General features: G+C 67.5%; 20 protein-coding genes. 10 read left to right on the top strand and 10 right to left on the bottom strand.

What is annotated here, in order from left to right; translation table 11 throughout:
• Positions 1-14 precede the first annotated feature (14 nt).
• The 7 genes from KQH53_05725 to KQH53_05695 form a co-directional block, all read right to left on the bottom strand.
• Positions 15-770, bottom strand: coding sequence for an acylneuraminate cytidylyltransferase family protein (locus KQH53_05725; protein ID MCB2226159.1), 756 nt, complete (start codon positions 768-770; stop codon positions 15-17).
• The gene (locus KQH53_05720) at positions 767-2,251 is read right to left on the bottom strand and encodes an aldehyde dehydrogenase family protein (protein ID MCB2226158.1); all 1,485 of its coding nucleotides are present in this window, start codon (positions 2,249-2,251) and stop codon (positions 767-769) included. The genes KQH53_05725 and KQH53_05720 overlap by 4 nt, the downstream gene beginning before the upstream one ends.
• 11 nt (positions 2,252-2,262) lie before the next feature.
• Entirely contained in the window at positions 2,263-3,081 is an 819-nt protein-coding gene (locus tag KQH53_05715; GenBank protein ID MCB2226157.1) for an SDR family oxidoreductase, read from the bottom strand.
• Positions 3,078-4,136: an N-acetylneuraminate synthase family protein gene (locus KQH53_05710; GenBank protein ID MCB2226156.1), complete on the bottom strand. Its 1,059-nt coding sequence runs from the start codon at positions 4,134-4,136 to the stop codon at positions 3,078-3,080. The genes KQH53_05715 and KQH53_05710 overlap by 4 nt, the downstream gene beginning before the upstream one ends.
• 46 nt (positions 4,137-4,182) lie before the next feature.
• Entirely contained in the window at positions 4,183-5,277 is a 1,095-nt protein-coding gene (locus KQH53_05705) for a sulfotransferase (GenBank protein ID MCB2226155.1), read from the bottom strand.
• 145 nt (positions 5,278-5,422) lie between these two features.
• Positions 5,423-6,904: a hypothetical protein gene (locus KQH53_05700; protein ID MCB2226154.1), complete on the bottom strand. Its 1,482-nt coding sequence runs from the start codon at positions 6,902-6,904 to the stop codon at positions 5,423-5,425.
• 59 nt (positions 6,905-6,963) lie between these two features.
• Positions 6,964-8,238, bottom strand: coding sequence for a hypothetical protein (locus tag KQH53_05695; protein ID MCB2226153.1), 1,275 nt, complete (start codon positions 8,236-8,238; stop codon positions 6,964-6,966).
• A 300-nt stretch (positions 8,239-8,538) separates the two neighbouring features.
• Here KQH53_05695 and KQH53_05690 point away from each other — a divergent pair, with 300 nt between their 5' ends.
• The 10 genes from KQH53_05690 to KQH53_05645 all read left to right on the top strand — a co-directional run bounded on the left by KQH53_05690 (position 8,539) and on the right by KQH53_05645 (position 19,546).
• Positions 8,539-9,165, top strand: coding sequence for a cyclase family protein (locus KQH53_05690; protein ID MCB2226152.1), 627 nt, complete (start codon positions 8,539-8,541; stop codon positions 9,163-9,165).
• 6 nt (positions 9,166-9,171) lie between these two features.
• Positions 9,172-9,927 carry a 3-deoxy-manno-octulosonate cytidylyltransferase gene (gene kdsB, locus KQH53_05685; protein ID MCB2226151.1) on the top strand — a complete coding sequence of 252 codons (756 nt, stop codon included), beginning with the start codon at positions 9,172-9,174 and terminating at the stop codon, positions 9,925-9,927.
• A 4-nt stretch (positions 9,928-9,931) separates the two neighbouring features.
• Complete coding sequence (locus tag KQH53_05680; protein MCB2226150.1) at positions 9,932-10,882, top strand: phosphoglycerate dehydrogenase; 951 nt, start codon at positions 9,932-9,934, stop codon at positions 10,880-10,882.
• 99 nt (positions 10,883-10,981) lie between these two features.
• Complete coding sequence (locus KQH53_05675) at positions 10,982-12,817, top strand: ABC transporter ATP-binding protein/permease (GenBank protein MCB2226149.1); 1,836 nt, start codon at positions 10,982-10,984, stop codon at positions 12,815-12,817.
• Between the two features lie 27 nt (positions 12,818-12,844).
• Positions 12,845-14,287 (top strand): hypothetical protein, encoded by a 1,443-nt coding sequence (locus KQH53_05670; protein ID MCB2226148.1) that lies wholly within the window; start codon positions 12,845-12,847, stop codon positions 14,285-14,287.
• A 7-nt stretch (positions 14,288-14,294) separates the two neighbouring features.
• The gene (locus KQH53_05665; GenBank protein MCB2226147.1) at positions 14,295-15,542 is read left to right on the top strand and encodes an SGNH/GDSL hydrolase family protein; all 1,248 of its coding nucleotides are present in this window, start codon (positions 14,295-14,297) and stop codon (positions 15,540-15,542) included.
• The gene (locus tag KQH53_05660; protein MCB2226146.1) at positions 15,539-17,005 is read left to right on the top strand and encodes a hypothetical protein; all 1,467 of its coding nucleotides are present in this window, start codon (positions 15,539-15,541) and stop codon (positions 17,003-17,005) included. Before KQH53_05665 ends, KQH53_05660 begins: the two co-directional genes overlap by 4 nt.
• Positions 17,002-17,994: a Gfo/Idh/MocA family oxidoreductase gene (locus KQH53_05655; protein MCB2226145.1), complete on the top strand. Its 993-nt coding sequence runs from the start codon at positions 17,002-17,004 to the stop codon at positions 17,992-17,994. The genes KQH53_05660 and KQH53_05655 overlap by 4 nt, the downstream gene beginning before the upstream one ends.
• Positions 17,991-18,701, top strand: a complete 711-nt coding sequence (locus tag KQH53_05650; GenBank protein ID MCB2226144.1) for an acylneuraminate cytidylyltransferase family protein — start codon at positions 17,991-17,993, stop codon at positions 18,699-18,701. The genes KQH53_05655 and KQH53_05650 overlap by 4 nt, the downstream gene beginning before the upstream one ends.
• Positions 18,698-19,546: an SDR family oxidoreductase gene (locus KQH53_05645; GenBank protein ID MCB2226143.1), complete on the top strand. Its 849-nt coding sequence runs from the start codon at positions 18,698-18,700 to the stop codon at positions 19,544-19,546. The genes KQH53_05650 and KQH53_05645 overlap by 4 nt, the downstream gene beginning before the upstream one ends.
• Here the strand turns inward: KQH53_05645 and KQH53_05640 are convergent, their stop codons facing one another.
• The 3 genes from KQH53_05640 to KQH53_05630 are packed head-to-tail and all read right to left on the bottom strand — an operon-like array spanning position 19,547 to position 22,353.
• The gene (locus KQH53_05640) at positions 19,547-20,260 is read right to left on the bottom strand and encodes an acylneuraminate cytidylyltransferase family protein (protein ID MCB2226142.1); all 714 of its coding nucleotides are present in this window, start codon (positions 20,258-20,260) and stop codon (positions 19,547-19,549) included. It abuts the gene before it with no gap.
• The gene (locus tag KQH53_05635) at positions 20,257-21,225 is read right to left on the bottom strand and encodes a hypothetical protein (protein MCB2226141.1); all 969 of its coding nucleotides are present in this window, start codon (positions 21,223-21,225) and stop codon (positions 20,257-20,259) included. The genes KQH53_05640 and KQH53_05635 overlap by 4 nt, the downstream gene beginning before the upstream one ends.
• 9 nt (positions 21,226-21,234) lie before the next feature.
• Positions 21,235-22,353 carry a glycosyltransferase family 4 protein gene (locus KQH53_05630; GenBank protein ID MCB2226140.1) on the bottom strand — a complete coding sequence of 373 codons (1,119 nt, stop codon included), beginning with the start codon at positions 22,351-22,353 and terminating at the stop codon, positions 21,235-21,237.
• Positions 22,354-22,405 lie beyond the last annotated feature (52 nt).

Raw genomic sequence — 22,405 nt, 5'->3', positions numbered from 1 at the left:
GAGGCGGCCGGGCTTTAGGCGCCGGGCCAGGGTTCGATGTCTATGTTGGGCAGCGTGGCTTGCCCCTCGGCCAGCAGGCGCTCGGCGATCCACACGTCCTCGGGGTGGTTGATGTCCCAGCCCTCGCTGCCGGTGGTGAGGAAGGGCATGATCACCTGCCCAGCGATGGTGCCGCCTTCCAGGGCCACCCGGGTCCAGGCGATCTCCAGGGAGGCGTTCTGGGCGTACACCCGGGGCAGGTCCGCGTACTGGCAGGAGTGCCAGGGGCGCTCCGCCGGGGTCAGGGGCAACAGCGGGGTCATGCGCTTATCGCGCACCACCCACATCTTGCCCGGGTGCTGCTTGACCAGCTCCACCGCGCGCAGGGAGTCCACCCCCTCTTCTGCCCGGAACTCGGCCCAGGCGCGCTGGATGGTGGTGGGCAGACGGAAGGGGCTGGTGGGCCGCAGGATGGAGAAGCAATCGTACTCGCGCCCCGCCTCGGCCAGCTTTTGCAGGGTGAATTGCACCCACTCGATGTCCATTGACTTGGCCCCGGCCATCTCCACGGGACGGATGAACGGCGTCTCGGCCCCGTAGTGCCGGGCGATGGCCGCGTAGTCCTCGCTGTCGGTGGAGACCACCACCGCGTCGCACACCCCGCTGTCGAGCGCCGCGCGGATGCTGTAGGCCAGAAGCGGGTGCCCGGCCAGGCGCACCACGTTCTTGTCCTTGATGCGCTGGCTGCCCGCCCTCGCCGGGATCAGCCCCACCAGGCTGGGCGCGCTCACGGCCGCGTCCCCCCGCCCACCTGCGGGTTCACGCCGAGGTACACGTCCTTGAGCTCGGAGTAGATGTCCAGGGCCTCGGTGCCTGGCTCGCGGGTGCCGTTGCCCGACACCCCCACCCCGCCGAAGGGCATGTGGGGCTCCGAGCCGTAGGTGCCCATGTTCACCACCGCCACCCCGGCCCGCACCTTGTGGGTGAACTCCATGGCCCGGTCGAAGCTCGTGGTGTGGATGCAGGCGGTGAGGCCGTAAGGCGAGCGGTTGGCCAGCTCCAGGGCGGCCGGGAAGTCCGGCACCGGATACATGCAGGCGATGGGGCCGAACAGTTCGGTGGTGGAGATGGGGTCGTCGGGGCCTACGTTTTCCAGCAGGGTGGGCAGCACGTAATAGCCGTCGGTAAGATAAGCCGCGCCCGAGCGGCGGCCGCCGCAGAGCAGCTTGGCCCCACCGTGCACCGCCTGCTCCACCGCGCCCAGCATGTTCTCCATCTGGCGCTGGTTGATCACCGGGCCCAGGTCGTCGCCGTCCTCGGGGCCCAGCTTCAGGCTCTCGGCCTTGGCCACCAGCATGTCTCTGAACTTGTCGTACACCGACTCAAAGACGATGAACCGGCTGGCGGCGGCGCAGCGCTGGCCCGCGTTGGAAAAAGCCGACAGCGAGGCCCACTTCACCGCGTGCTCCAGGTCCGCGTCGTCGCACACCACCAGGGGGTTTTTGCCGCCCAGCTCCATGGAGACCTTTAGCAGCCGCCGTCCGGCAGCCTCGGCCAGCTGGCGGCCCACCTTGCTGGAGCCGGTGAAGGAGAGCACGTCGATCTCGGCCTGCTCGGCCAGGGGCGCGCCCGCCTCGATGCCCAGGCCCTGGATCACGTTGAGCACGCCCGGCGGCAGGCCCGCCTCCTCGGCGAGCTTGGCCACGATCCATCCCGTGGCCGGGGTGTCCTCGGCGCACTTGAGCACCACGCCGTTGCCGCAGATCAGGGCCGGGAACACCTTCCAGGCCACGTTGGCGATGGGCGTGTTGGCCGCGATGATCAGCCCGGCCACGCCGCATGGCATACGCAGGGTCATGGCGTACTTGTTGGCCGTGCCGCTGGTGGTGGTGCGGCCGTAGAGGCGCTGGCCCTCGCCCGCGTAGAAGCGCCCCAGGGCGATGGCCCCGCCGGTCTCGCCCCTGGCCTCGGCCAAGGACTTGCCGGTCTCCAGGGCCACGATCCTGGCGATCTCCTCGGCCCGCGCCTCCATGAGGTTGCAGACCTGGTGCAGGATGTGGCCCCGCTGCACCGGCGGGGTGGCCGCCCAGGCGGGCTGGGCCGCGCGCGCCACGGCCACGGCGGCCTCCACTTCCGGCCAGCCCGAGCGGGCGATTCGGCAAAGTCGCCGCCCGTTATGCGGCGAGAGCTTGTCCAGCAAACGGCCGTCAGCCGCGGGAGTCTCTTTGCCCCCGATCCAGTTGAGCACCTCGCCGGGTATGGGGTTGTCCATGGCTTCGCTCCTCACCAGGCGGTCCAGCCGCCGTCGATCACCAGGTTGGCCCCGGTCACATATGACGAGGCGTCGGACATGAGGTAGACCACCGCCCCGTTATAGTCGCTCTCCTGGGCCATGCGCCCCAGCGGGGCCCGCGCCTCGTAGCCCGCCAAGAACTCGGGGTCCTGGTTGTTGAACACCCCGCCCAGGGTCATGGTGTTCACCCGCACCCCCTTGGGCCCCCAGTAGGTGGCCAGGTAGCGGGTCAGGTTGAGCAAGGCGCTCTTGGAAACGCTGTAGGCCACGGGCTTGAAAAACTGCTCGCCCCGCTGGCGGCGGTACTCGTAGAGCCGCTGATCCGGCGAGACCACGCCGTAGGTGGAGCATATGTTGATGATGGAGCCGCGCCCCGCCTGGGCCATGGCCCCGCCCAGCACCTGGCAGGCCAAGAACACCCCCTTCACGTTGACCGCCATCACCTGGTCAAAGGACGCCTCGGGATAGGTCTCAAAAGGCCCGTTTTCCTCGCTGGGCGCGTTGGGCGGCGAGTCCAGGGCCGCGTTGTTGATCAGCCCGAACGGCGTTTCCCAGGCCTCTTCCACCCGGGCCAAGGCCTCCACCAACGACTCGCGCGAGGTCACGTCCGCCGCCAAGGGCAACAGGCTCCCCTGTCCGGCCAGCTCGCCAAAGGTCTCTTCCAGGGCGGCCTGGTCCGCGTGCAAATCCAGCACTCCCACCCGGGCCCCGGCCGCGGCCAGGGTCTGGGCGTACTGCCGCCCCAGCTGCCCCAGGCCGCCGGTGACCACCACCACGCGCCCAGCCAGATCGGTCAGGGAGCCGCTCACCCCTTCTCCTCCAGGTCTTCCCAGGCCAGGTTCTCGTCGGCCTTGAGGGCCCGCTTCAGCCGCCGGCCCAGGACATTATCCAGCTCGTAGGGCGGCAGGCCGTCGTTGGGGCTCTTGATGGCCACATGCTCCTGGGCCAGCACCGTGCCCTCCGCCAGATCCGATGCGGCCACCAGCTTCTTGGCCATCTTGTACAGCGGCTTGGCCTCGCTCTCATAGGAGCGCTTGACCCCGTCGCCCATGGCCACCCGAGCCCGCCGAAAGTCGCGCACCAGCTTGCGCAGGCCGGGCCGCTCCAGGGAAAAGGCGTGATCCGTGCCCTTGGCCGCCCGGTTCAGAGTGAAGTGCTTCTCCACGATGCGCGCCCCCAGCATGTAGGCGGCCAGGTCCATGGCGATACCGCTCACGTGGGAGGAAAGCCCCACCACCGTGTCCGGGAACTCGTCGCGGAAAGTGGTGAGCACCCGGAGGTTCAGTTCATTGAAGGCGGGCGGGTATCCCGCCGTGCATTGCAGCAAGGCGAAATCCGGGTTGATGGCCCCCACCGTGTCCACCGCCCGGCGCACGTCGTCCATGGTGGCCCCGCCGGTGCTCATGATCATGGGCTTGCCCAGGGCGGCCACGTGCTTAAGCAGCGGGGTGTTGAACAAATCGCCCGAGGCCATCTTGTAGGCCGGCGCGTCCAGGGCGGCCATCTGGTCGGCGCTGATGAAATCGAACACCGTGGAGAACATGATCAGGCCCTTTTCGCGGGCATAGGCCATCAGCTCGGCGATCTGCTCCGGCTCCAGTTCCAGATAGTCGCGGTGCTGACCATAAGTGCTGCCGAAGCTGTTCTCGTTCTCATAGGGTGCGTCGTAGATCTGCGGGGTGAACAGGCTCTTGTTGTGGCGCTTCTGTATCTTCACCGCGTCGGCCCCGCACTCGGCCGCCGCCGCGATGAGCTTATAAGCCTGCTCCATGTCGCCCTGGTGGTTGTGGCCGATCTCGGCGATCACAAAGCAATCATGCTCGTCGTCAATCAAGCGGTCGTTAATGAGCAGGGAACGCGCCATGCATCCTTCGCTTTCCTATCGTTTATTTTCAGGCCCCCAGCGGGGTTCAGGCGCCGGCCAGGGCCAGGGCCCGGGTGTGCAGCTCGCGGCAGTGCTCCTCCACATAGGCCATTGCCTCGGGCTCCAGGTCAAGAGGCCGCGCCACCACATCCTTTATTATGCCCTTGCCGTCCACCCGGAAGGAGCTGTTGGGCGCTATCAGGGACCGGTTGAAGGTGGGGTCCAACAGGGAATCGCGGTAACGGAGCCCCAGGAAGGCGCACATGTCGCGCATCACCGCCGGGGTGTCGGTGATGAGCCGCTCAAAGGCGTAGAGGCGCACCCGGTCCGGCCATTTCCCGGCGTTGGCGATGGCCGCTTGGGTGGAGACGGTCCAATATTCCATGGCCTGCTCGGTCTGGCGGTATTTCTCCTGGTGCCGCCGGGCCGAAGCCAGCCAGCGCAGGGGATCGCGGATCAGGGAAACCAGCTTGCCCTCCGGGTAGGCCGCGAAGTAGCCCTCCACGCTCTCGGGCCGCGCGGCCAGCATGGGGGTGAAGCCCAGCACGCACTTCTTCTCGCCGCTCAGGTTCTGGTTGTTCACCCAGGCGTTGAAATAGGAGGTCCAGTAGGCGTCCAGATAGTCGCGGGGCCTTGGCTGGGGCACCCCGGCCAGGTAGTGCAGAAAGATGTCGCGCTGCGCCCGGACCAGAAAGAAAAAGGGAAAGGTCTCGTCCTGACCCTTGGCCTTGGAGCCTCTCCCCGGCTTGCGGTAGCCGTTGCGGTGGAATGAAATGCAATCGTGCTCAAACAGCTTGGCAAAGGCCTCTTCCGGGGCCTCGCCGGGCGAGAACTCGGGCCACACCGTCTTGTCCGGCTTGCCGATCTTTATCTCGTAAGGATGGCTGTGGCACTCCGGGTGGCCGTCGAAGAGCTGGGCGAGCAGTGACCCGCCGGAGCGCTGCACCTGGGAGATGAGATACAGCGGCTCGCGCACCGGGCGGTAGGTGGCCAGCATCCGGGCGGGCAACTCCTCGGGGCAGGCGGTCTTGCCCTCCATGGCGTCGGCGATGATCCGGGCCCGCTTGAATTGCTTGATCTCCTGGGGAGACATGCCTCGGGTGCGGCTCTGCCACTGAAGGCGGCCCCAAAGCTGTTTCATGCCTCGACTCCTACTCCCCCATTTTCGGCACGCAAGGCGCCTGGCTCCGGAAACAGGCTGCACCCATGACCCCCGGGCGCCTCCGGTGCCCCAGTGTAACCAATTCCCCGGCCTTTGTCACAATTGTGTAGCGCCCCCCGGTGCCTCAGCATCCCCCCTGCCCGCTAAGCTCCGCGCCTTCCCGCTCCGCTGCCGGAAGCGCCTCCACGCTCAGCCCCCATCCCCAGTAGGGGCAAACGTAATCCCCCTGCACATAGGAGCAGGGCCGCAGGCTCAGGGGCCGGGCCTCGGGGTGCTGGGCCGAATGGCTGGCGTGGATGGCCGCCGCCGCCTCGCGGGCCTCCTCCAGGCCGTAGACCTTGCGCGCGGGCATGGGGTCCAAGACGATCTCGCGTTGGCGATAGCTCCACTGGGGCGGCATTTGCCATTTGCGCTTGGCCCGGGCCACCAGGCGGCTCAGGCCTCTGGCCTGGTTGGCCCCCTCCAGGCCGTAAAGGAAATCGCGGCACCACTGCTGGTCCGGCCGCGCGGGACGCGAGGCGATCAGCTCCATAATGGCCCGGGTGTTGCGCTCCCAGGCCCGGCCGTCGGTGGAGTGGAAGCGGCGCGGGATGTAGTCGGCCAGCACCCGCTCCACCTCGGGGGGGCGCTGGTAGCCGCCCTCCAACACGCGGCCCAGGGCCGAGGCCAGCTCCTCGGGAGAGTCGAAGCCCTCGGCCATGTCCTTGGACTCGTCGTTGCCCAGGCCGCCCGCGAACCAGCGGGGCATTAGGCTGGGCAAGCCCCGGAAGGCGGCCTCCACCCCGGTGAGGCAGCCGGTGTGGATCACCGCGCTGGCCCGCACCATCCAGCCGTAGATCGCCCCCTCGCGCACCAGGTGCAGGTTGGGCAGCTCCTCCAGCAGCTCATCATAGGCGGCCAGCTCCTCGTAGGGATGGGGCCGAAAGATGAAGGTGGCCTGGGGGAAGCGGCGGGCCAACTGGTTGGCCAGCTCGGCGATCTTTAGCACCGCCTCTTTGGACTCGGCAATGTAGGCGTCCGCGCCTTGGGCGCTGTAGCCCCGCTCCATGAGCATCTCGTGGATGCGCTGGAAGCTCTGAAAGCCCGGCCCCGGGTTGCCCCGGGGATAGTGGGTGTTGATCATCACCAGGGGCTTGGGGAAGCGGTCCAGGGACTGGGTGCCCAGCTCGATGGCCTGCTGCCACTGGGGGGCGTAGAAGTCGTAGCGCGGCGCGCCGGTCTCTTCCAGCCGGGCGTTGGGGTAGACCTGCTCGCGTTCCACGTGCGCGGCCATCTCGCTGCCCCACACGGTGACCAGATCCACCCGGGAGCGCAGCACCGGGTCGGCGATGCAGGAAGCGGCGTACTTGTCGATGCCCGTGGCCGGGCTGCCCTCGCCGTCGTGCAATACGATGGCCGTGCCCGCCCGGTGCAGGGGCTCGATCCAGGGGATGAACAGGTCCTGGAAGGTGGGAAGCAGCACCGCGTCCGGGGCCAGGGCCCACAGCTCCCGTGAACGGGTGGCCAGAGGCAAGAGGTGGCAGCGCGCCCCTTCCTGGCACAGGCCGTAGGCCAAGAGCACCATGGTCCACAGATCGCGCACCGGGTTGTTCACGATCAGGGCCACGCTGGGCGGGGCCAGGTTTGGCGTCTCTTTGCTGATGGCCTTTTCCTTCCGTCCCCGCCTCAGGCCAGGGAGAGCATGAAATCGGCGTAGGCCTGGAGCACGTCGCGCTCCGGGTCGCCGCCTTGGGCCGCCTCGGCCAGGAAAGCCCGCGCCGCCTCGCGGGTGTAAGGCCGGTAATCCGGCTCCGCGGCCAGCCGGGCCATGGCGTCGGCCAGCTCCTGGTGGTCGTTCACCTGCCAGCAGGCCCCGAAATCCTCGAAAAGCATGTCGTTCTCATGCAAATACTTGGGATAGACGAAGGCCTGCCCCTCCCACAGCGCCTCCAGGCAGATGCTCGAGGCCGCGTTGATGGTCACCTGGGACCACAGGATCAGGTTGAGGCTCTGGTGATCCGTGGCCAGGCAGTCCAGATTGCGCACGTACTCCGAGGAGGCGGCCCAGGCGGGATCGCTGAGGGCCTGGCCCACCGCGCGGGTGGAAGGCTTGACCAGAAGCTCGATCTCCGGCCGGGCCAGCATCATGGCGATCATCTGGTTAACCTGCTCGGTCTGCATCCGCATCCGGTGGTGGTGGTCCATGTACACAACGCGCAGTTTGTCCGCGCCCCGCCCGGCCAGGTCGCGGTCCGGGGGCAGGATGCGCTTGTACACCTCGCGCCACTGGGGGCAGAAGCGGGCGCTGCCCAAGACCACCACCTTTTCCGGTGGCAGGCCGCCGTTGATCACCCGCTGGCGGAAGAACTCGAACTGCACCAGGTTGTAGTCGAAAAAGCGCCAGTCATGGCCATAGTCCTGGTCGTGGCCGTTCTCCAGGTCCTTGGTGGTGCACAGAGTGGTGGTGGCCAGGTTCATGCCGTGGGGCACCGAGACCATGGGTATGCCCAGCTCGCGGGCGGCGCGCAGCAAATACAAGGTGTTGAAAAACTTGGGACGCTGCCAGTCCACCACCAATACGTCGGGCCGCTCTTTTTGCAGGAAACCCCGGCACCAGGCCTGGGAGTAGAGCCTGTGGCGGGCCCGCTCCTGTAACCAGGCCACCGCCGCCTGGCTACGCCACAAGCTGCCCCGCCCCGCCTTGGTCCCGCAGATGATCTGGTCCATGGCCAGATGCAGCGGCGTGGGCCGGTGGGCCTGGTAGAGGTAGCTCACCGGCACCTTCATTTGGCGCCGTAAAAATTCTATGCGAAAGTCGCCGTCCAGATCAAAGGTGGGGTTGGAACAGAACACCCGGCATTGGGCCGAGCCGTCGGCCGCCAGCTTGTACACCAAAGGGGTGATGTGGTCGATGTCGTTGTAGGCACGGATCAGGAAAACTATTTTGGGTTTGGCGGCCATGCACCATTCCAGTGAGGGAAGCTCTGTTGGCAAGCAATCATATCAAAAGCGCGGCGTTGAGGCATAATGCCCGCTTGGCCGCCGCTCCGGCCTACCCCGGGGCACCGGGGTGGGACTTCTTTTCTCATAACGCATGGTTAAGGTCAAGGGCTCACCTACAGCCTTTCCTACGCCCCCAGAGCGCGCCCATTTATTTCCTTGACTGGCAACCCCCCATAATGCCAATTAAATTGGGGTGTCATCATTATCCCGCCAAATGATCAGGCCTTGCGGCGGCGGGCGGCCGCCGAGGTGAAAGCCATGAAAATCATAGACATCAGCCTCACCATGCAGCCCGGTATGCCCGTATGGCCCGGCGACCCGTCCTTGGAGATCAGCCGGGTCCAAGATCTGGCCGCCGGCGACCCGGCCACGGTGAGCAAGCTCTGCTGCGGGGCGCACGCGGGCACCCATGTGGACGCGCCGGGGCATTTTCTGCCCCAGGGAGCCATGGCCGACCAGCTCGCCCTGCCAGATCTGGTGGGCCCTGCCCTGGTGATCGACGTGGGACCGGAGCGGCGCATAACTCCCCAGCGCCTGGCTTTGCCCCCCGGCACGGAGCGGGTGCTCATCAAGAGCCGCAACTCGGCCCTCTGGTCTCAAGAAAGCCAAGCCTTTCGCGAGGATTTCGCGGCCCTCACCGTTGAGGCGGCGGCCCATCTGGTGGCCCAGGGGGTGCGCCTGGTGGGCGCGGATTATCTCTCCGTGCAGCTCTTCGACGACCCCACCGACGACACCCACCGCATCTTGCTGGAGGCGGGGGTGGTGATTTTAGAGGGCCTCAACCTGGCCCCGGTATCGCCGGGGGTGTATTTTTTGGCCTGTTTGCCTCTGAAGCTGGCCGGATGCGAGGGAGCCCCGGCCCGCGCCGTACTCTGGGAGGAATAGCCCGCCATGAAAGTAGCAGCCGTGATCCCCGCCCGAATGGGCTCTTCCCGGTTCCCCGGCAAGCCCCTGGCACCCATCCTGGGCCGCCCCATGCTGGAGCACGTCTTTCACCGCACCGCCATGAGCAAGGTGCTCAGCGAGACGGTGATCGCCACCTGCGACCAGGAGATATTCGACGCGGCCCAGGCCTTCGGGGCGCGGGCCATTATGACCTCGGACCAGCACCAGCGGGCCAGCGACCGGGTGGCCGAGGCGGCCGAAAAGCTCGACGCGGAGATCGTGGTGCTGGTGCAGGGCGACGAGCCCATGACCATGCCGGAGATGATCGACCAGGCGGTGGAGCCCATGCTGGCCGACCCGTCCATCGCCTGCGTGAACCTGGCCAAGCGCCTGAGCGCGGAGTCGGACTACAACGACCCCAACACCATCAAGATGGTGATGGACCTGAAGGGCGACGCCCTGTACTTCTCGCGCAACCCCATCCCCTCGCCCTATCAGCTGGGCTTCGCCGGGCTCCGAGTGTACAAGCAGGTGTGCATCATCCCCTTCACCCGGACGGCCCTGTTCGACTACCGCGATCTGGAGCCCACCCCCCTGGAGGTGGCCGAGTCGGTGGACATGCTGCGCTTTTTGGAGCACGGCCGCAAAGTGCGCCTCATCGAGACCCAGTTCGACACCCAAGCGGTGGACACCCCCCAAGACCTGGCCCGGGTGGAGGCGATGATGGCCTCCGATTCCCTGGCCAGGAGCTACCTGGATTGACGCCATGAGCCAATACAAGTATCGCGTGCTGGTTTCCGCCCCCTACATGCAGCCGGTTTTGGACGAGTTCGAGCCCCGCTTCAACGCCGAGGGCCTCGAGCTGGTGCGCTGCTCGGTTGAGGAGCGCCTGGAAGAGGCGGACCTTCTGCCCCTGGTGGGCGACATCCACGGCATCATCTGCGGCGACGACCGCATCACCCCCAAGGTGATCGACGCAGCCCCGCGCCTCAAGGCCATCGTCAAGTGGGGCACGGGCATCGACTCCATCGCGGCCGAGCACGCGGCCGCCAGGGGCATCGCGGTGCGCCGCACCACCAATGCCTTCAGCGAGCCGGTGGGCGACACGGTGCTGGGCTATATGCTGGTGTTTGCCCGCAATTTGGTGGCCATGGACCGGGAGATGAAGGCCGGGCGCTGGCAGAAGATCGACGGCCGCACCTTGAACGAGTGCACCCTGGGCATCATCGGGGTGGGCGACTGCGGCAAGGCGGTGGCCCGGCGGGCGCGGGCCCTGGGAATGCGCATCCTGGGCAACGACATCAAACAGATCGACGCCGGGTTCCTGGCCGAGCAGCAGGTGGAGATGACCAGCAAAGAGCAGCTGCTCGCCGAGGCCGACTTCGTGACCCTGCACACCGACCTGAACCCCACTTCGCATCACTTGATGAACGACGAGGCCTTTGGCCGCATGAAGCCCACCGCGGTGCTGATAAACGCCTCGCGGGGGCCGGTGGTGGAGGAGGCGGCCCTGGTGCGGGCTCTGGAATCCGGGCGCATCGCCGGGGCAGCCATGGATGTTTTCGAGGATGAGCCCCTGCCCCAGGGCTCTCCCCTGCGGGGCATGGACAACGTGCTCTTGGCCCCGCACAACGCCAACAGCTCGCCCAAGTATTGGCAAGCGGTGCACGAGAACAGCTTCCGGATGCTTTTGGAGAGCCTGCGCCAAGATGCCTGATTGTTCCCCCGAGACCTCGCTGGTCGTCAGGACCTTCAACCAGGAGCGCCACTTGGGCCCGCTCCTGAAGTCGTTGGGACGCGAGAGGAGGCTCCGGGCATGAGTCGCCTGGCCCAACAGCTCCGTTGGCTGGGCGCGACCATGGCCCACATCCTGGAGATGACCTCCGGGCAAAAGGCCTGGATGATCCTCTTGGGCCTGATGCAGCTTTGCATGGCCCTGTGGGACGGGGTGCTCTACGGAATGGCCGTGGTGGCCGCCCAGACCGTCATCTCCCCCGAGGACGGCGGCTTCGCGGCCATGTTCAAGGATGTCGTGGCCGCCCTGGGGATGGACAACCATTCCCTGCCCGCCCTGGCCATCATGGGCACCCTGGCGGCCATGCTGGTGCGCGGCGGCTTGGAATACCTCATCGTGGTCGTGGAGACCCATTTCCTGGTGCGCGCGGCCACCGCCCTGCGCGTGCGGCTGTTCCGGGTATACATGCGGGCCACCCAGACCTTTCTGGACGAGTACCGCATCTCGCGATTGGACCAGATGCTCAAGCGCGAGGTGCGCACGGTGTGCACCTCCTGCCTGGAGTTCTTCAAGGGTGCCGGAGCCTCGCTTAGCGTGGCGGTGATCCTGGCCTTGCTCATCCAGCTCAACGTGCCCCTCACCGCCTTCGTGGCCGCTTCTCTCCTGTTGGTGCTGTTTTTCAAGTACGCCTACACCCGCTACGTGAAGCACGTGGCCCAGGAGGCCCTGGACCGGCGCATCCTGTTCTGGCGGCAGATCAAGGAGTACGTCTCCGGCCTGCAACAGATCAAACTGGCCGGGGTGGCCCTCCGGGTCGTGGAACGTTTCGGGGCCCTGTCCTATGAGCTGGAACATCTCTTCCAAAAGCAAAAGCGCATAAAACACCTGGAGCCCCTGCTCATCCAGGCCCAGGGCCTGGTCATCGTGGGCCTGGTGGTGTGGGTGGGCATCAAGGGCCTGTTCATCGGCGAGCCTCTTCCCGTGGCCGGCGTGATCAGCTTCCTGCTGGTGCTGCGCGGCCTCATGCCTGCTCTGGGCAAGCTCGCCTCCAACGTCTCCAGCGCGGTGCAATTTTTCCCGTCCGCGGAATTCGTCTACTACCTGTACAACCTGCCGGCCGAGCACCTGGAGGCCGAAGGCGGCCTGGACAAGAGGCCCTTGCTGGAAAAGGAACTGGTGCTCCGGGATTTGCGCCTGGACTACCGCAAGCGGCCCCGGGTGGTCAGCGGCCTCAACCTGCGGGTGGGCCGGGGCGAGCGGGTGGGCATCGTGGGGCCCTCGGGCTCGGGCAAGTCTTCCTTGGCCCATGCCTTGCTGCGCCTCTACGAGCCCGTGGAAGGCAACATCGCCATCGACGGCGTGCCGCTCAAGGAGGTATCCCTGGAGGCCTTGCGCCGGGGAATGGGCCTGGTTAGCCAGACGGTGCACCTGTTCGACCTTTCGGTGCGCGAGATCATCTGCCTGTCCAGTGGGACCTGCGACGAGCGACGCATGGTGGATGCGGCCCGCCGGGCCAATGCCCACGGCTTCATCATGAACCTGCCCGAAGGCTTCGACACGGTGGTGGGCGAGATGGGTTCGAGCCTCTCGGGCGGTGAGCGCCAGCGCCTGATGATCGCCCAGGTTTTTTACAAGGACCCGGAGATAATTATCCTGGACGAGGCCACCAGTTCCCTGGACAGCCGGGCAGAGGCTGAGATACAGCAGTCCTTGGAAGAGCTGGGCCGCGACAAGACCCAGATCATCATCGCCCACCGCCTGGCCACCCTGGTCAACGTGGACCGCATCTACGTGTTGCACAAGGGCCGCCTGGTTGAGCAAGGCACCTGGCGGGAGCTGCGCCAACGCGGCGGCCTCTTCGCGGAAATGGTCGCCCAGCAAGACCTCATGGAAGCCGAGCACAAGGCAGGTCAGTAGAGCCGGCCTTCATCCAACGGAAGCTGAATGCTTTTTCACACCTGGACATTCCTGGCCTTCATCCTGGTGGTGGTCTTGGCCCACCGTCTGCTGCCCTGGCGGGCGGGGCTGTGGTTCCTGCTGGTCGCTTCCTACTTTTTCTACGGCTGCTCCACTTGGTACTACATCTTCCTGCTGTTCTTCTGCAGCCTGAGCACCTACCTCGCCGCACTGTTGCTGGCCCGCTCTGGGGGTGCGCCCTGGCGCAGGCTATGGCTGCTGGTGGGCATCGCCGCGCCTTTGGCGGTGCTGGCCGTGTTCAAGTACACCCACTTCGCCCTGAGCCAGGTGGACAACCTCTTCGGCCTGAGCCTGGTGCCCCTGCTCGACCAGCAAGGCCTCATGTTCCTGCTGCCCGTGGGCATCAGCTTCTACACCTTCCAGGCGGTGGCCTACGTGGTGGACGTGTATCGCGGCGACCTGGCCCCGGTGCGCCACTTCCCCACCTACGCCCTGTACATCAGCTTCTTCCCGCAGTTGGTGGCCGGGCCCATCGAGCGCGGCGGCAACGTGTTGCCCCAGTTGGCCCGCAAGCATGTGCCCGACGCGGACGAGACCATGCAGGCGATCTACTTGTTTCTGCGCGGCCTGGTAAAGAAGATGGTCTTCGCCGACCGGCTGGGCGTGTTGGTGGACCAGGCCTACAAGCTGCCCGCCGCCGGCCAGGACGGCGCGGTGTGGTGGCTGGCCACCTTGTGCTTTTCCTTCCAGATATATTTGGACTTCTCGGCCTACACCGACATGGCTCGGGGCTGCGGCAGCCTCATAGGTATCCGGCTCAGCGAAAACTTCGCCTATCCCTACCTGGCCCCCAACCCCCGCGAATTCTGGCGGCGCTGGCACATCTCGCTCTCCTCCTGGCTGCGCGACTACCTCTACATACCTTTGGGAGGCAACCGCCACGGCAAGGCCCGCCATTACCTTAACATCCTGGCGGTGATGCTCATCGCGGGCCTGTGGCACGGCGCGGCCTGGCATTTCGTGGCCTGGGGCCTGTTCATGGGCCTGTTGATCGTGGCCTATGATATGCTGCGCACCGCGCGGGGAGTGCCCAAGGACCGGCCCCTGGCCGCCTCGCCCCTGCTGGCCGCCCTGGGCGTGGGGCTCACCTTCGCCTGCGTCACCCTGGGCTGGGTGTTCTTCCGGGCCGATTCGGTGGCCCACGGCTGGCAGATATGGGGGCGCATGTTGGCCGCGCCCGAGGGATGGGGCCAGCTGTTGCAAGGGCACTATCGCTACTTTCTGCTCATCTGCGCCCTGCTCTACCTCACCCACTGGCTGGGCGCGCGGCCCTGGCGCAAGGCCTGGCTCCGGCCCAAGGCCGCCTGGGCCAAGGCCCTGAGCTTCGGACTGCGCTGGGGGGTGATGGCCCTGCTCCTGATCTTCGGCGCCCTGGAACGCACCACCCAATTCATTTACTTCGAGTTCTGAGAGGCCCATGGCTGTAGAAAGGCAAAAACGAGAGCCCGCCACCGAAAAAGGCCGCCGCCCCGGCTGGGTGGTCTGGAGCCTGGCCATTGCCCTGTTGCTTTTGGCTGCGGTGGAGGCGGGCAGCTTCCTGGTGCTGCGCCTGGCCGGGGCCTCGCCCGCGTCCAACGAAGGCCACATCCAGTATTACGACGGCCTCTGCGGCTGGCGCTACTTCACCCCAGACGGCTTCCGCTGGGTGGACTATTCCTCCGCCTCCAAGCACTCCACCCTGATCCTCCTGGACAAGTGGGGCTTCAACACCACCGCCGAAAAGCTCACTCTGCACAAGCAGCCGGGCGAGATACGCCTGGCCTTCACCGGGGCCAGCGCCACCTTCGGCATCGGCTGCCGCAAGCCGGAATGGAGCGTGCCCTCCCGCTTTCAAGCCGAGCTGCGGCGGCGGCACCCCGGCCGCGACATCAAGGTGATCAACGCCTGCGTGCGTGGCTACAACTCCTTCCAGCAGTTCACCTATTATTTGCTGTATGTGCGCTCCTTCTCCCCGGACGTGGTCATCTCGGTGGTGGGCTCCAACGACCTCAAGCTGCCGCCCCGCCAGGGCCGCCAGGGCGTGTCCCAGCCGGTGAAGAGCGATTACATGCAGGCCATGGACAACCTCATTAACCAGATGGAGCAAAACAAGGTTCCCCCCGGCATCGGCGAATTCATCGCCTATTACGCCTCGCGCACCAACACCGGCCAGCTGCTGGACCGCGTTGGGCAGCGCTTCGGCGCGGGCAACTGGGTCACCAACGCCCTCACCGCCCTGGAGCGCCAAGATTCGCCGGAAAAGGGGCCGCGCCCGGACACCCCATTGGAGCTGGGCATAACCGCCCGCACCATGCTGAACACCCTGATGGACTACCGGGGCGCGGTGGAGAACCAAGCAGGCCACTTCATGGGCGTGCTGCGCCCGGTGGCCGCCCTGGGCAAGCCGCTTACCAAGGATGAGCTGGGTTTTGTGCAAGACGAGCAGGGACGGCCCACCGTGAAGACCAAGCGGCGGCGCATCTTTTATGGCCTGGTCTCCCCGCGCATGGCCCAAGAGCGCGCCATGTACGACCTCTCGCAAGTCTTCGCGGACCAAGGCGGCAAGACCCTGTACGAGGACCTCTCCCATTACAACCCAGACGGGGCCGCGCTTTTCGCCCGCGCCCTGGCCGACCAAATCGAGAAGCAGGCCTGGTTCCAGGCGCTCCTGGCCCGGAGCAAATGACCAGCATGAGCGACTCGCCCACTATCTTCATCGCGGTGAACAACGGCTTCGGGGCGCGCTACCTTCTGCGCAGCGACATCCTGCCCGGCCTGATCGAGGCGGGCGTCAAGGTGGTGGTGCTAAGCCCCAACGCGGACGAGGAGTACTTCCGCCGCGAGTTCGAGGCCGCGGGCGCGGCGGTGGAGCTCTATGACTTCGCCGCCTGCCGGGACTACTTCCTGAGCAGCCGGGCGCAGATTTTCTTGCAGGAGCTGCGCTGGTACGCCATGCCCGGCCGCCACGACCAGGGCTCTCTGGGGGCGCGTTTCGCGGCCTTCAAGAACATCTGCGACGCCGAGGGCCCCAAGGCCAAGCTGCGTTACCAGCTTATACGCCTGCTGCGCAGGCCCCTGATGCGCTGGCGCTGGGCGCGGCGGCTCTTGCTGGCCCTGGAGGAGCGGTTCTTCGCGGGCAGCGCCCACGCCGAGCTGTTCCAACGCTATCGCCCGGACCTGGTGATCACCACCAGCCTGGGCTACTTCGACTACGACCAGTACCTCATGCGCGAGGCCAAGCGCCATGGGGCGCGGCGTTGCGCGGTGATCCTCAGTTGGGACAACACCAGCGGCAAGGGCCTGCCCGGCGCCTCGGCCGAGCACCTGGTGGCCTGGACCGGGATCATGAAAAACGAGCTGGTCAAATACTACGACCAGGACCCGGCCAAGATCTTCGTAGGCGGGGTGGCCCACTTCGACGTGTACGCCCATCCCGAGCGCTGGACCAGCCGCGAGGAGCTTTGCGCCCGCTTCGGCCTGGACCCCGCGCGTCCCATCATCTTCTTCGGCACCCGCACGCCCAACAAATTTCCCTGGACCCCGGACTACATCCGCCTGCTGGCCGAGGCCATCCAGGGCGGCCGCTTGGCCCGGCCCTGCTCCCTGCTGGTGCGCCTGCACCCCAACCATTTCCAGGGCGGCAAGGGCGGCCTCAAGTTCGCGGGCATCCTGGAGCAGTACCAGGCCATCAAAGAGGAGTACCCCTTTGTGGCCTTCAATGAGCCGGACATACTCTCCACCAAGCTGCCCTCGGACATGCCCGCCGGCGAAATGACCCTGCTGGCCTCCCTGGTGGGGCACAGCGCCATGGTGATAAGCTACTACTCCACCCTAATGCTGGAGGCGGCCGCGGTGGACAAGCCCATCATCAACTGGATCATGCACGCCCACAACGTGCACCTGGGCGCGGCCGACCGCTCGGTCTACACCCTGGAGCACATCGTGCGCATCTGTTCGCGCGGGGCCGAGCGCACCGCCGAGGGCGCCGAGGATATCATCGCGGCCATCAACCAAGCCCTGGAGCATCCCGGGCTGCGCGCCGAGGGCCGCGCCCTGGTCAAGGCCGAGGAGCTGGGCCCCAACCAGGGCCGCGCGGGCAAGGCCATCGCCGCGCATCTTGCCGGGCTGGCCCGGGAGGCGGCGCGATGAAGGCTCTGTTCATCGGCCTGGGCTCGGCCGGGCGGCGGCATCTGCGCCTGCTCCTGGAGCTGGCTCCCGAAGTTGAGGTCATGGCCCTGCGCTCCGGCCTGGGCATGGCCGGAGTGCCCGAGCTGGCCGCCTATGGGGGCCGCTCGATCAACGACTGGGACGAGGCCCTGGCCTGGCAGCCGGACTTCGCGGTAATCGCCAACCCCACCAGCCTGCACCTGGACACGGCGCGCCGTTTGGCCGAGGCGGGGGTGCCCTTTCTCTTGGAAAAACCGGTGAGCCACACGGCGGACGGCCTGGACGATCTGGCCGCCGAGGTGGCCGCCCGGAGCCTGCCCGTGCTGGTGGGCCTGCAACTGCGCCATCATCCCGCCTATGCCCGGCTGCAAGCCTGGCTGGCCGATGGCGCCCTGGGCCGTCCCTTGTCCCTGTCCGCCTCGGTGGGGCAGTGGCTGCCCGACTGGCGGCCCGCCACGGACTACCGCAACTCCCAGACCGCGCGGGCCGAGCTGGGCGGCGGGGTCATCCTGGAGCTGGTGCACGAGCTGGACCTGTGCCTGGCCCTGATGGGGCCGGCCGCGAGCGTGAGCTGCGCGGCGGGCAATTTCTCGTCCCTGAGCATGGACGCCGAGGACCTGGCCGAGATCGTGTGCCGCCACGAGCCGCCCGCCCTGAGCCGGGTGCATGTGGACTGCATCCGGCGGGGCTATCACCGCCGCCTGGAGCTGTTCGGCGAAGAGGGCGAGGCGGTGTGGGACTACGGTGAAGGCTGGCTGGAGCTGCGGCGGCCCGGAGAAGACCCGGTGCGCCTGGAAGACCCGCCCGGCTGGCAGCGCGAGGATATGTTCCGCCACCAGATGGCCCACTGGCTGGCCGTGCTGGCCGGGCGCGAGGAGCCCGTGGCCACCCTGGCCGACGGCATCGCGGCCACCCGCCTGGCCCTGGCCGCCAAACGCGCGGCCCGGGAGCAAAGGACGGTGCAAGCGTGAGCAAGGGAATCGTCTTGGGGCTCATCCCCGCCCGGGGCGGCAGCAAGGGCGTGCCGGGCAAGAACCTCCGAGAGGTTGGCGGCCAGCCGCTCATCGCGCGGGCCATCGCCTGCGGCCTGGCCTGCCCTTCCATCGACCAGGTGGTGGTGAGCACCGACAGTAAGCAGATCGCCGCCGTGGCCCGGGAGCATGGCGCAACCGTGCCCTTCCCGCGCCCGGCCGAGCTGGCCGGCGACACCGCGCCCATGCTGCCGGTGATGCAGCACGCCATCACTGCTTGCGAAGAGCACTTCGGAGCCACGGTGGAGGTGCTGGCCCTGCTGGACTGCACCGCGCCCCTTCGGCGGGTGGAGGATGTGGAGGCGGCCTTGCAGCTTTTGGCCGAACCGGACTGCGACGCGGTGATCAGCGGATCGCCATCCCACCGCAGCCCCTATTTCAACATGGTGCGCGAGGCCGGGAGCTACGTGGAGCTGTTCGCCCAAACGCCCGGCGAGGTGGGCCGCCGCCAGGACGCCCCGCCGGTGTACGACCTCAATACGGTTATTTGGGCCTACAAGCGGGCCGCGCTCATGGAGCAGGCCTCGCGCCTGCCCGCGCGCACCCGGCTCTACGAGGTGCCTCGCGAGCGGGCGGTGGACCTGGACAGCGAGCTGGACTTTTTGCTCTTGGAGGCGATCTTGGCTCAGGAGGAAGGCAAGGCATGAGCGGGCAACTTCCCCCTCTGGAGCAGCCCCAAGAGATGTTCGACCTGAGCGGGCGGGTGGTGCTGATCGCGGGCGGGGCCGGGGGCATCGGCCAGCGCATGGCCCGCGCCCTGGCCACGGCCGGAGCCCGGGTGATCATCGCCGACCGCGACCAGGCGCGCTGCGCGGAGCTGGCCGCCGGTATCGCCGCCGACATGGGCGGCTCGCTGAGCGGCGCGGCCCTGGACGTGACCGACGAGGCCGGCGTGGCGGAGCTGTTCGCAAAAGTGGGCCGCGACGAGGGCCGCCTGGACGGCCTGGTCTACAACGTCATGGCCAAGCCAGAGGGCTACTACCGCCCCTTTACCGATTATTCCTGGGACACCTGGCGGCAAGTGATCGAGGGCAACCTGGGCGGGGCCTTCCTCTGCTGCCGCGAGGCGGGCAAGCTCATGGTGCCCGCCAAGCGGGGCAGCGTGGTGCTCACGGCCAGCGTGTACGGCGTGGCCGCCCCGGACCAGCGCATCTACCAGGGCTGCTCGCCAGCGGGCAACATCTACGGCGGGGCCGATCCCCTTAGCTGCCCGGCCGCCTACACCGCCTCCAAGGGCGGCATCATCGCCCTGGGCCGCCACCTGGCCGCCCTGTGGGGGCCGGACGGGGTGCGGGTGAACTGCCTCACGCCCGGCGGGGTGTTCGACGGCCAGGAGGAGGCCTTCGTGCAGGCCTACACCGCACGCACTCCCCTGGGCCGCATGGCCGAGTTCACCGACTTCGACGCGGCCGCGCTGTTTTTGCTCAGCGACGCCTCGCGCTACATGACCGGAACCAATCTGGTGGTGGATGGCGGCTGGACCGCCTGGTAGCTAGCCTTTTCCCTCGGACAAGACCACGTCGGCCATCTTGATGTGCCACTCGTTGTCAATGGACAGCGAGCGTTCCTCGGGCATGACGTAGGGCCGGATGCGCCGGCCCCAAATGGAGCCCTGTTCCATGAGCACCGCGCGGCGGGTTAGGTAGATGGCGCCGTTGCGCATGTAGGCCGGCGGCGAATAGTCCTGGCGGCGGGTGCCCTCGGCCTCCTCCACGCAGAAGGGCTGGAGCAGGCCGTCCTCGATGCGCTTCATGAGCACCGGGTGCACGTCGAACACCCGCACCACGCTGATCACCGAATCGCAGCCGCCCGCCCGGGCCAGCTCCAGGGCGGCCTCCAGGTCGGCCGGCTCCTTGAGCGGCGCGGTGGGTTGCAAAAGCATCACCCAATCCAGGGTTAGGCCGTCCTGGTTTTCCACGAAATCCACCGCGTGCCGGAGCACCGGCAGAGTGGGGCTCTTGTCCGCGGCCAGGTCGGCCGGGCGCATGAAAGGCACCTCCGCGCCGTAGCCACGGCTTATCTCGGCGGTCTCGGGGTCGTCGGTGCTCACGATGACCCTGTGGAACAGATGCCGCGCGGCCAGGGCGCACTCGATGGTCCAGGCGATGAGCGGCTTGCCACCCACCTCTCGGATGTTCTTGCGAGGCACTCCCTTGCTGCCCCCCCGGGCGGGGATCACGGCCAGCACCTTGGGCGAATCGCTCATGAGCATTCCTTGAGCAGGCCCTTGCCGTGCAGGAAAGCCTCCAGCTTACGGGCCATGAACAGCTCGGTCTTGGCCATGGACTCGGTGGTGGCCCCGGCCACATGGGGGGTGATGATCAGGTTGCCGTGCTCGCGGGCATGGGCGATGAGCGGGCTGGCGGCCTGGCCGCCGCCGGGCTCGTTGGCCAACACGTCCAGGGCCGCCCCGGCCAGGCGTCCGCTGGTGAGCGCGGCCAAAAGCGCCGCCTCGTCCACCAGGCCGCCCCGCGCGGTGTTGATGATCACCGCGCCCTCGGGCAGCAGGGCCAGCTCCTCGGCTCCGATCATGCCGTGGGTGTCTTCGTTGTATGGCGGATGCAGGCTGAGAATCTCGCTGTTGGCCAGGAGTATCTCCAGGCTGTCGCAACGCTCCACGCCGTGCACCCACTTCTGCGGGGCGGGGTCATAGGCGCTGACCTGCATCCCGAAGGCCAGGGCGTAGGCCGCCACCTTGCGCCCCAGGCGCCCCAGGCCCACGCAGCCCAGATGGCGGCCCATGAGTTCGCGGCCCTTGAAAGAGTCTCGGTCCCACTCGCCGGCCAGCACCGAGGCGTGGGCCGTGAGGATGCGGCGCACCAGGGCCAGCAAGAGTCCCCAGGTGTGCTCGGCCGTGGCGCTCACCGACTCCAGAAACTCTACCTCGCCCCGTAGGCTGAGCACCTCCACGCCCCGCGCGGCAGCGGCCTCCAGGTCGATGTGGTCCAGGCCGGTGGTCGCGGTCACCAGGGCCTTGAGCTCAGGCCCCGCGTCCAGGACCTCCGCGTCGATGCGATGCCCCAGGCGGGTGATGAGCACGTCGTAGCCAGCCAGCCGCTCCAGCAGCTCGGCGCGGCTCAGGGCGGCTTCGTCCAGCCCGCCCAGGCTGGCCAGCAGGCGGTGGGCCGGCTCGCTGAAATCCTCGGGCTCTATGTTCAGGATGCGCAGCATAGTCGCAGCTTACGATTTGCCCGGCCCGCTGGCAAGCACATCCATTATGCGCCGGGCCCGGCGGGTCCAGGTGTAGTTGGCGGCCAGGTCCTCCCGCGCCCGAGCGGCCAGAGCCCGGGCCAGGCCTGACTCGTCGCGCAGGCGGCACAGGGCCGCGCTCCAGGCGGAGGCATCGGCCGGGGGGACCAGCAGGGCGTTGACGCCATCGGCCAGCACCTCGCCCAGCACCGGCAGGTGTGAGGAAACAATGGCCGCGCCGCTGGCCATGTACTCGAACATCTTCAGGGGGCTCATCCAGCGGCTGGTTTCGATCTGTCCCGGTACGCTGACCCGCTGCTGATAAGGCATGAGCAGGGCCTTGCAGCCCCGCTGCATGGCCAGGGCCCGCGCCGGGGGCACGAAACCGTGCAGGATCAGGTTGGCCGGAGCCTCGCGGCGCAGGCGCTCCAGCAGGGCCGGGTCCTGGCCGCCCACCAAGTGGAAGCTGGCCCAGGGCGTGAGGCGGGCGGTCTCGACGATCAGTTCCACGCCCCGTCCGGGGTAGAGGTTGCCGAAGTAACCCACCGGGAACTCGCCCTCCAGGGCCTCCACCGGCGCGTCATCCTCCGGCAGATCGGCCCCGTCATGGGCCGCCAGTATGGGCGTGGTGGCGCCCTGCTCCCGGGCCAGAGCGGCCAGGGCCTCGGAGATCACCACCAGCAGGCGCAGGGCCTGCCGCCGCTCCAGGCGGCGGAACATGGCCCGGGTCAGGCGGTCGAGGCCCTCGGGCGGCAGATGGCTCTCATAGGCCGGGCGCGCGCCCATGAGCGAGGCGAAGTACAGGCCGCGCAGATAGCGGCCGTAGAGCAGATCGGGCCTCAGGCCCAGAGCCAGGCGGGCGGCGCGCCAGGCGTAGAGCGCCCAGCCGCCCTTGACCCGGGGAAAGGGCAAGGCGGCCAGGCGGAAGCTGGGCGGCACACCGTAGTGCGCGAAGAGATCGCCCACGCCGGGCTCGGCCGCGCGGTTGTCCACCGCGATGAGCGTGACCTCATGGCCCAGGCCCGCGAAGGCGGCGCACATCTTCATCACGTGCACGCTGTTGGCCATGCGCGAGGGCAGCAAGGCGTCTGAGAGATATACCAGGCGCATAAAAGGCGGCAAGCTCCCGAAAAAAGGCTCCAGCCAAGGTCAAGGGGCAGTA

It is taken from the genome of Desulfarculaceae bacterium (assembly GCA_020444545.1).
GTDB lineage: Bacteria > Desulfobacterota > Desulfarculia > Desulfarculales > Desulfarculaceae > Desulfoferula.
The sequence above is the reverse complement of the archived record's forward strand: the minus strand, read 5'-3'. Positions and strand labels throughout refer to the sequence as shown.

What these genes read in the sequence shown, in the direction of transcription:
- KQH53_05690 (MCB2226152.1), top strand. Translation starts at nt 8,539, where the DNA reads ATGAAAATCATAGACATCAGCCTCACCATGCAGCCCGGTATGCCCGTA.
- KQH53_05655 (MCB2226145.1), top strand. Translation starts at nt 17,002, where the DNA reads ATGAAGGCTCTGTTCATCGGCCTGGGCTCGGCCGGGCGGCGGCATCTG.
- KQH53_05675 (MCB2226149.1), top strand. Translation starts at nt 10,982, where the DNA reads ATGAGTCGCCTGGCCCAACAGCTCCGTTGGCTGGGCGCGACCATGGCC.
- KQH53_05720 (MCB2226158.1), bottom strand. Translation starts at nt 2,251, where the DNA reads ATGGACAACCCCATACCCGGCGAGGTGCTCAACTGGATCGGGGGCAAA.
- KQH53_05670 (MCB2226148.1), top strand. Translation starts at nt 12,845, where the DNA reads ATGCTTTTTCACACCTGGACATTCCTGGCCTTCATCCTGGTGGTGGTC.
- KQH53_05710 (MCB2226156.1), bottom strand. Translation starts at nt 4,136, where the DNA reads ATGGCGCGTTCCCTGCTCATTAACGACCGCTTGATTGACGACGAGCAT.
- KQH53_05695 (MCB2226153.1), bottom strand. Translation starts at nt 8,238, where the DNA reads ATGGCCGCCAAACCCAAAATAGTTTTCCTGATCCGTGCCTACAACGAC.
- KQH53_05705 (MCB2226155.1), bottom strand. Translation starts at nt 5,277, where the DNA reads ATGAAACAGCTTTGGGGCCGCCTTCAGTGGCAGAGCCGCACCCGAGGC.
- KQH53_05680 (MCB2226150.1), top strand. Translation starts at nt 9,932, where the DNA reads ATGAGCCAATACAAGTATCGCGTGCTGGTTTCCGCCCCCTACATGCAG.
- KQH53_05660 (MCB2226146.1), top strand. Translation starts at nt 15,539, where the DNA reads ATGACCAGCATGAGCGACTCGCCCACTATCTTCATCGCGGTGAACAAC.
- KQH53_05635 (MCB2226141.1), bottom strand. Translation starts at nt 21,225, where the DNA reads ATGCTGCGCATCCTGAACATAGAGCCCGAGGATTTCAGCGAGCCGGCC.
- KQH53_05640 (MCB2226142.1), bottom strand. Translation starts at nt 20,260, where the DNA reads ATGAGCGATTCGCCCAAGGTGCTGGCCGTGATCCCCGCCCGGGGGGGC.
- KQH53_05630 (MCB2226140.1), bottom strand. Translation starts at nt 22,353, where the DNA reads ATGCGCCTGGTATATCTCTCAGACGCCTTGCTGCCCTCGCGCATGGCC.
- KQH53_05645 (MCB2226143.1), top strand. Translation starts at nt 18,698, where the DNA reads ATGAGCGGGCAACTTCCCCCTCTGGAGCAGCCCCAAGAGATGTTCGAC.
- kdsB (MCB2226151.1), top strand. Translation starts at nt 9,172, where the DNA reads ATGAAAGTAGCAGCCGTGATCCCCGCCCGAATGGGCTCTTCCCGGTTC.
- KQH53_05665 (MCB2226147.1), top strand. Translation starts at nt 14,295, where the DNA reads ATGGCTGTAGAAAGGCAAAAACGAGAGCCCGCCACCGAAAAAGGCCGC.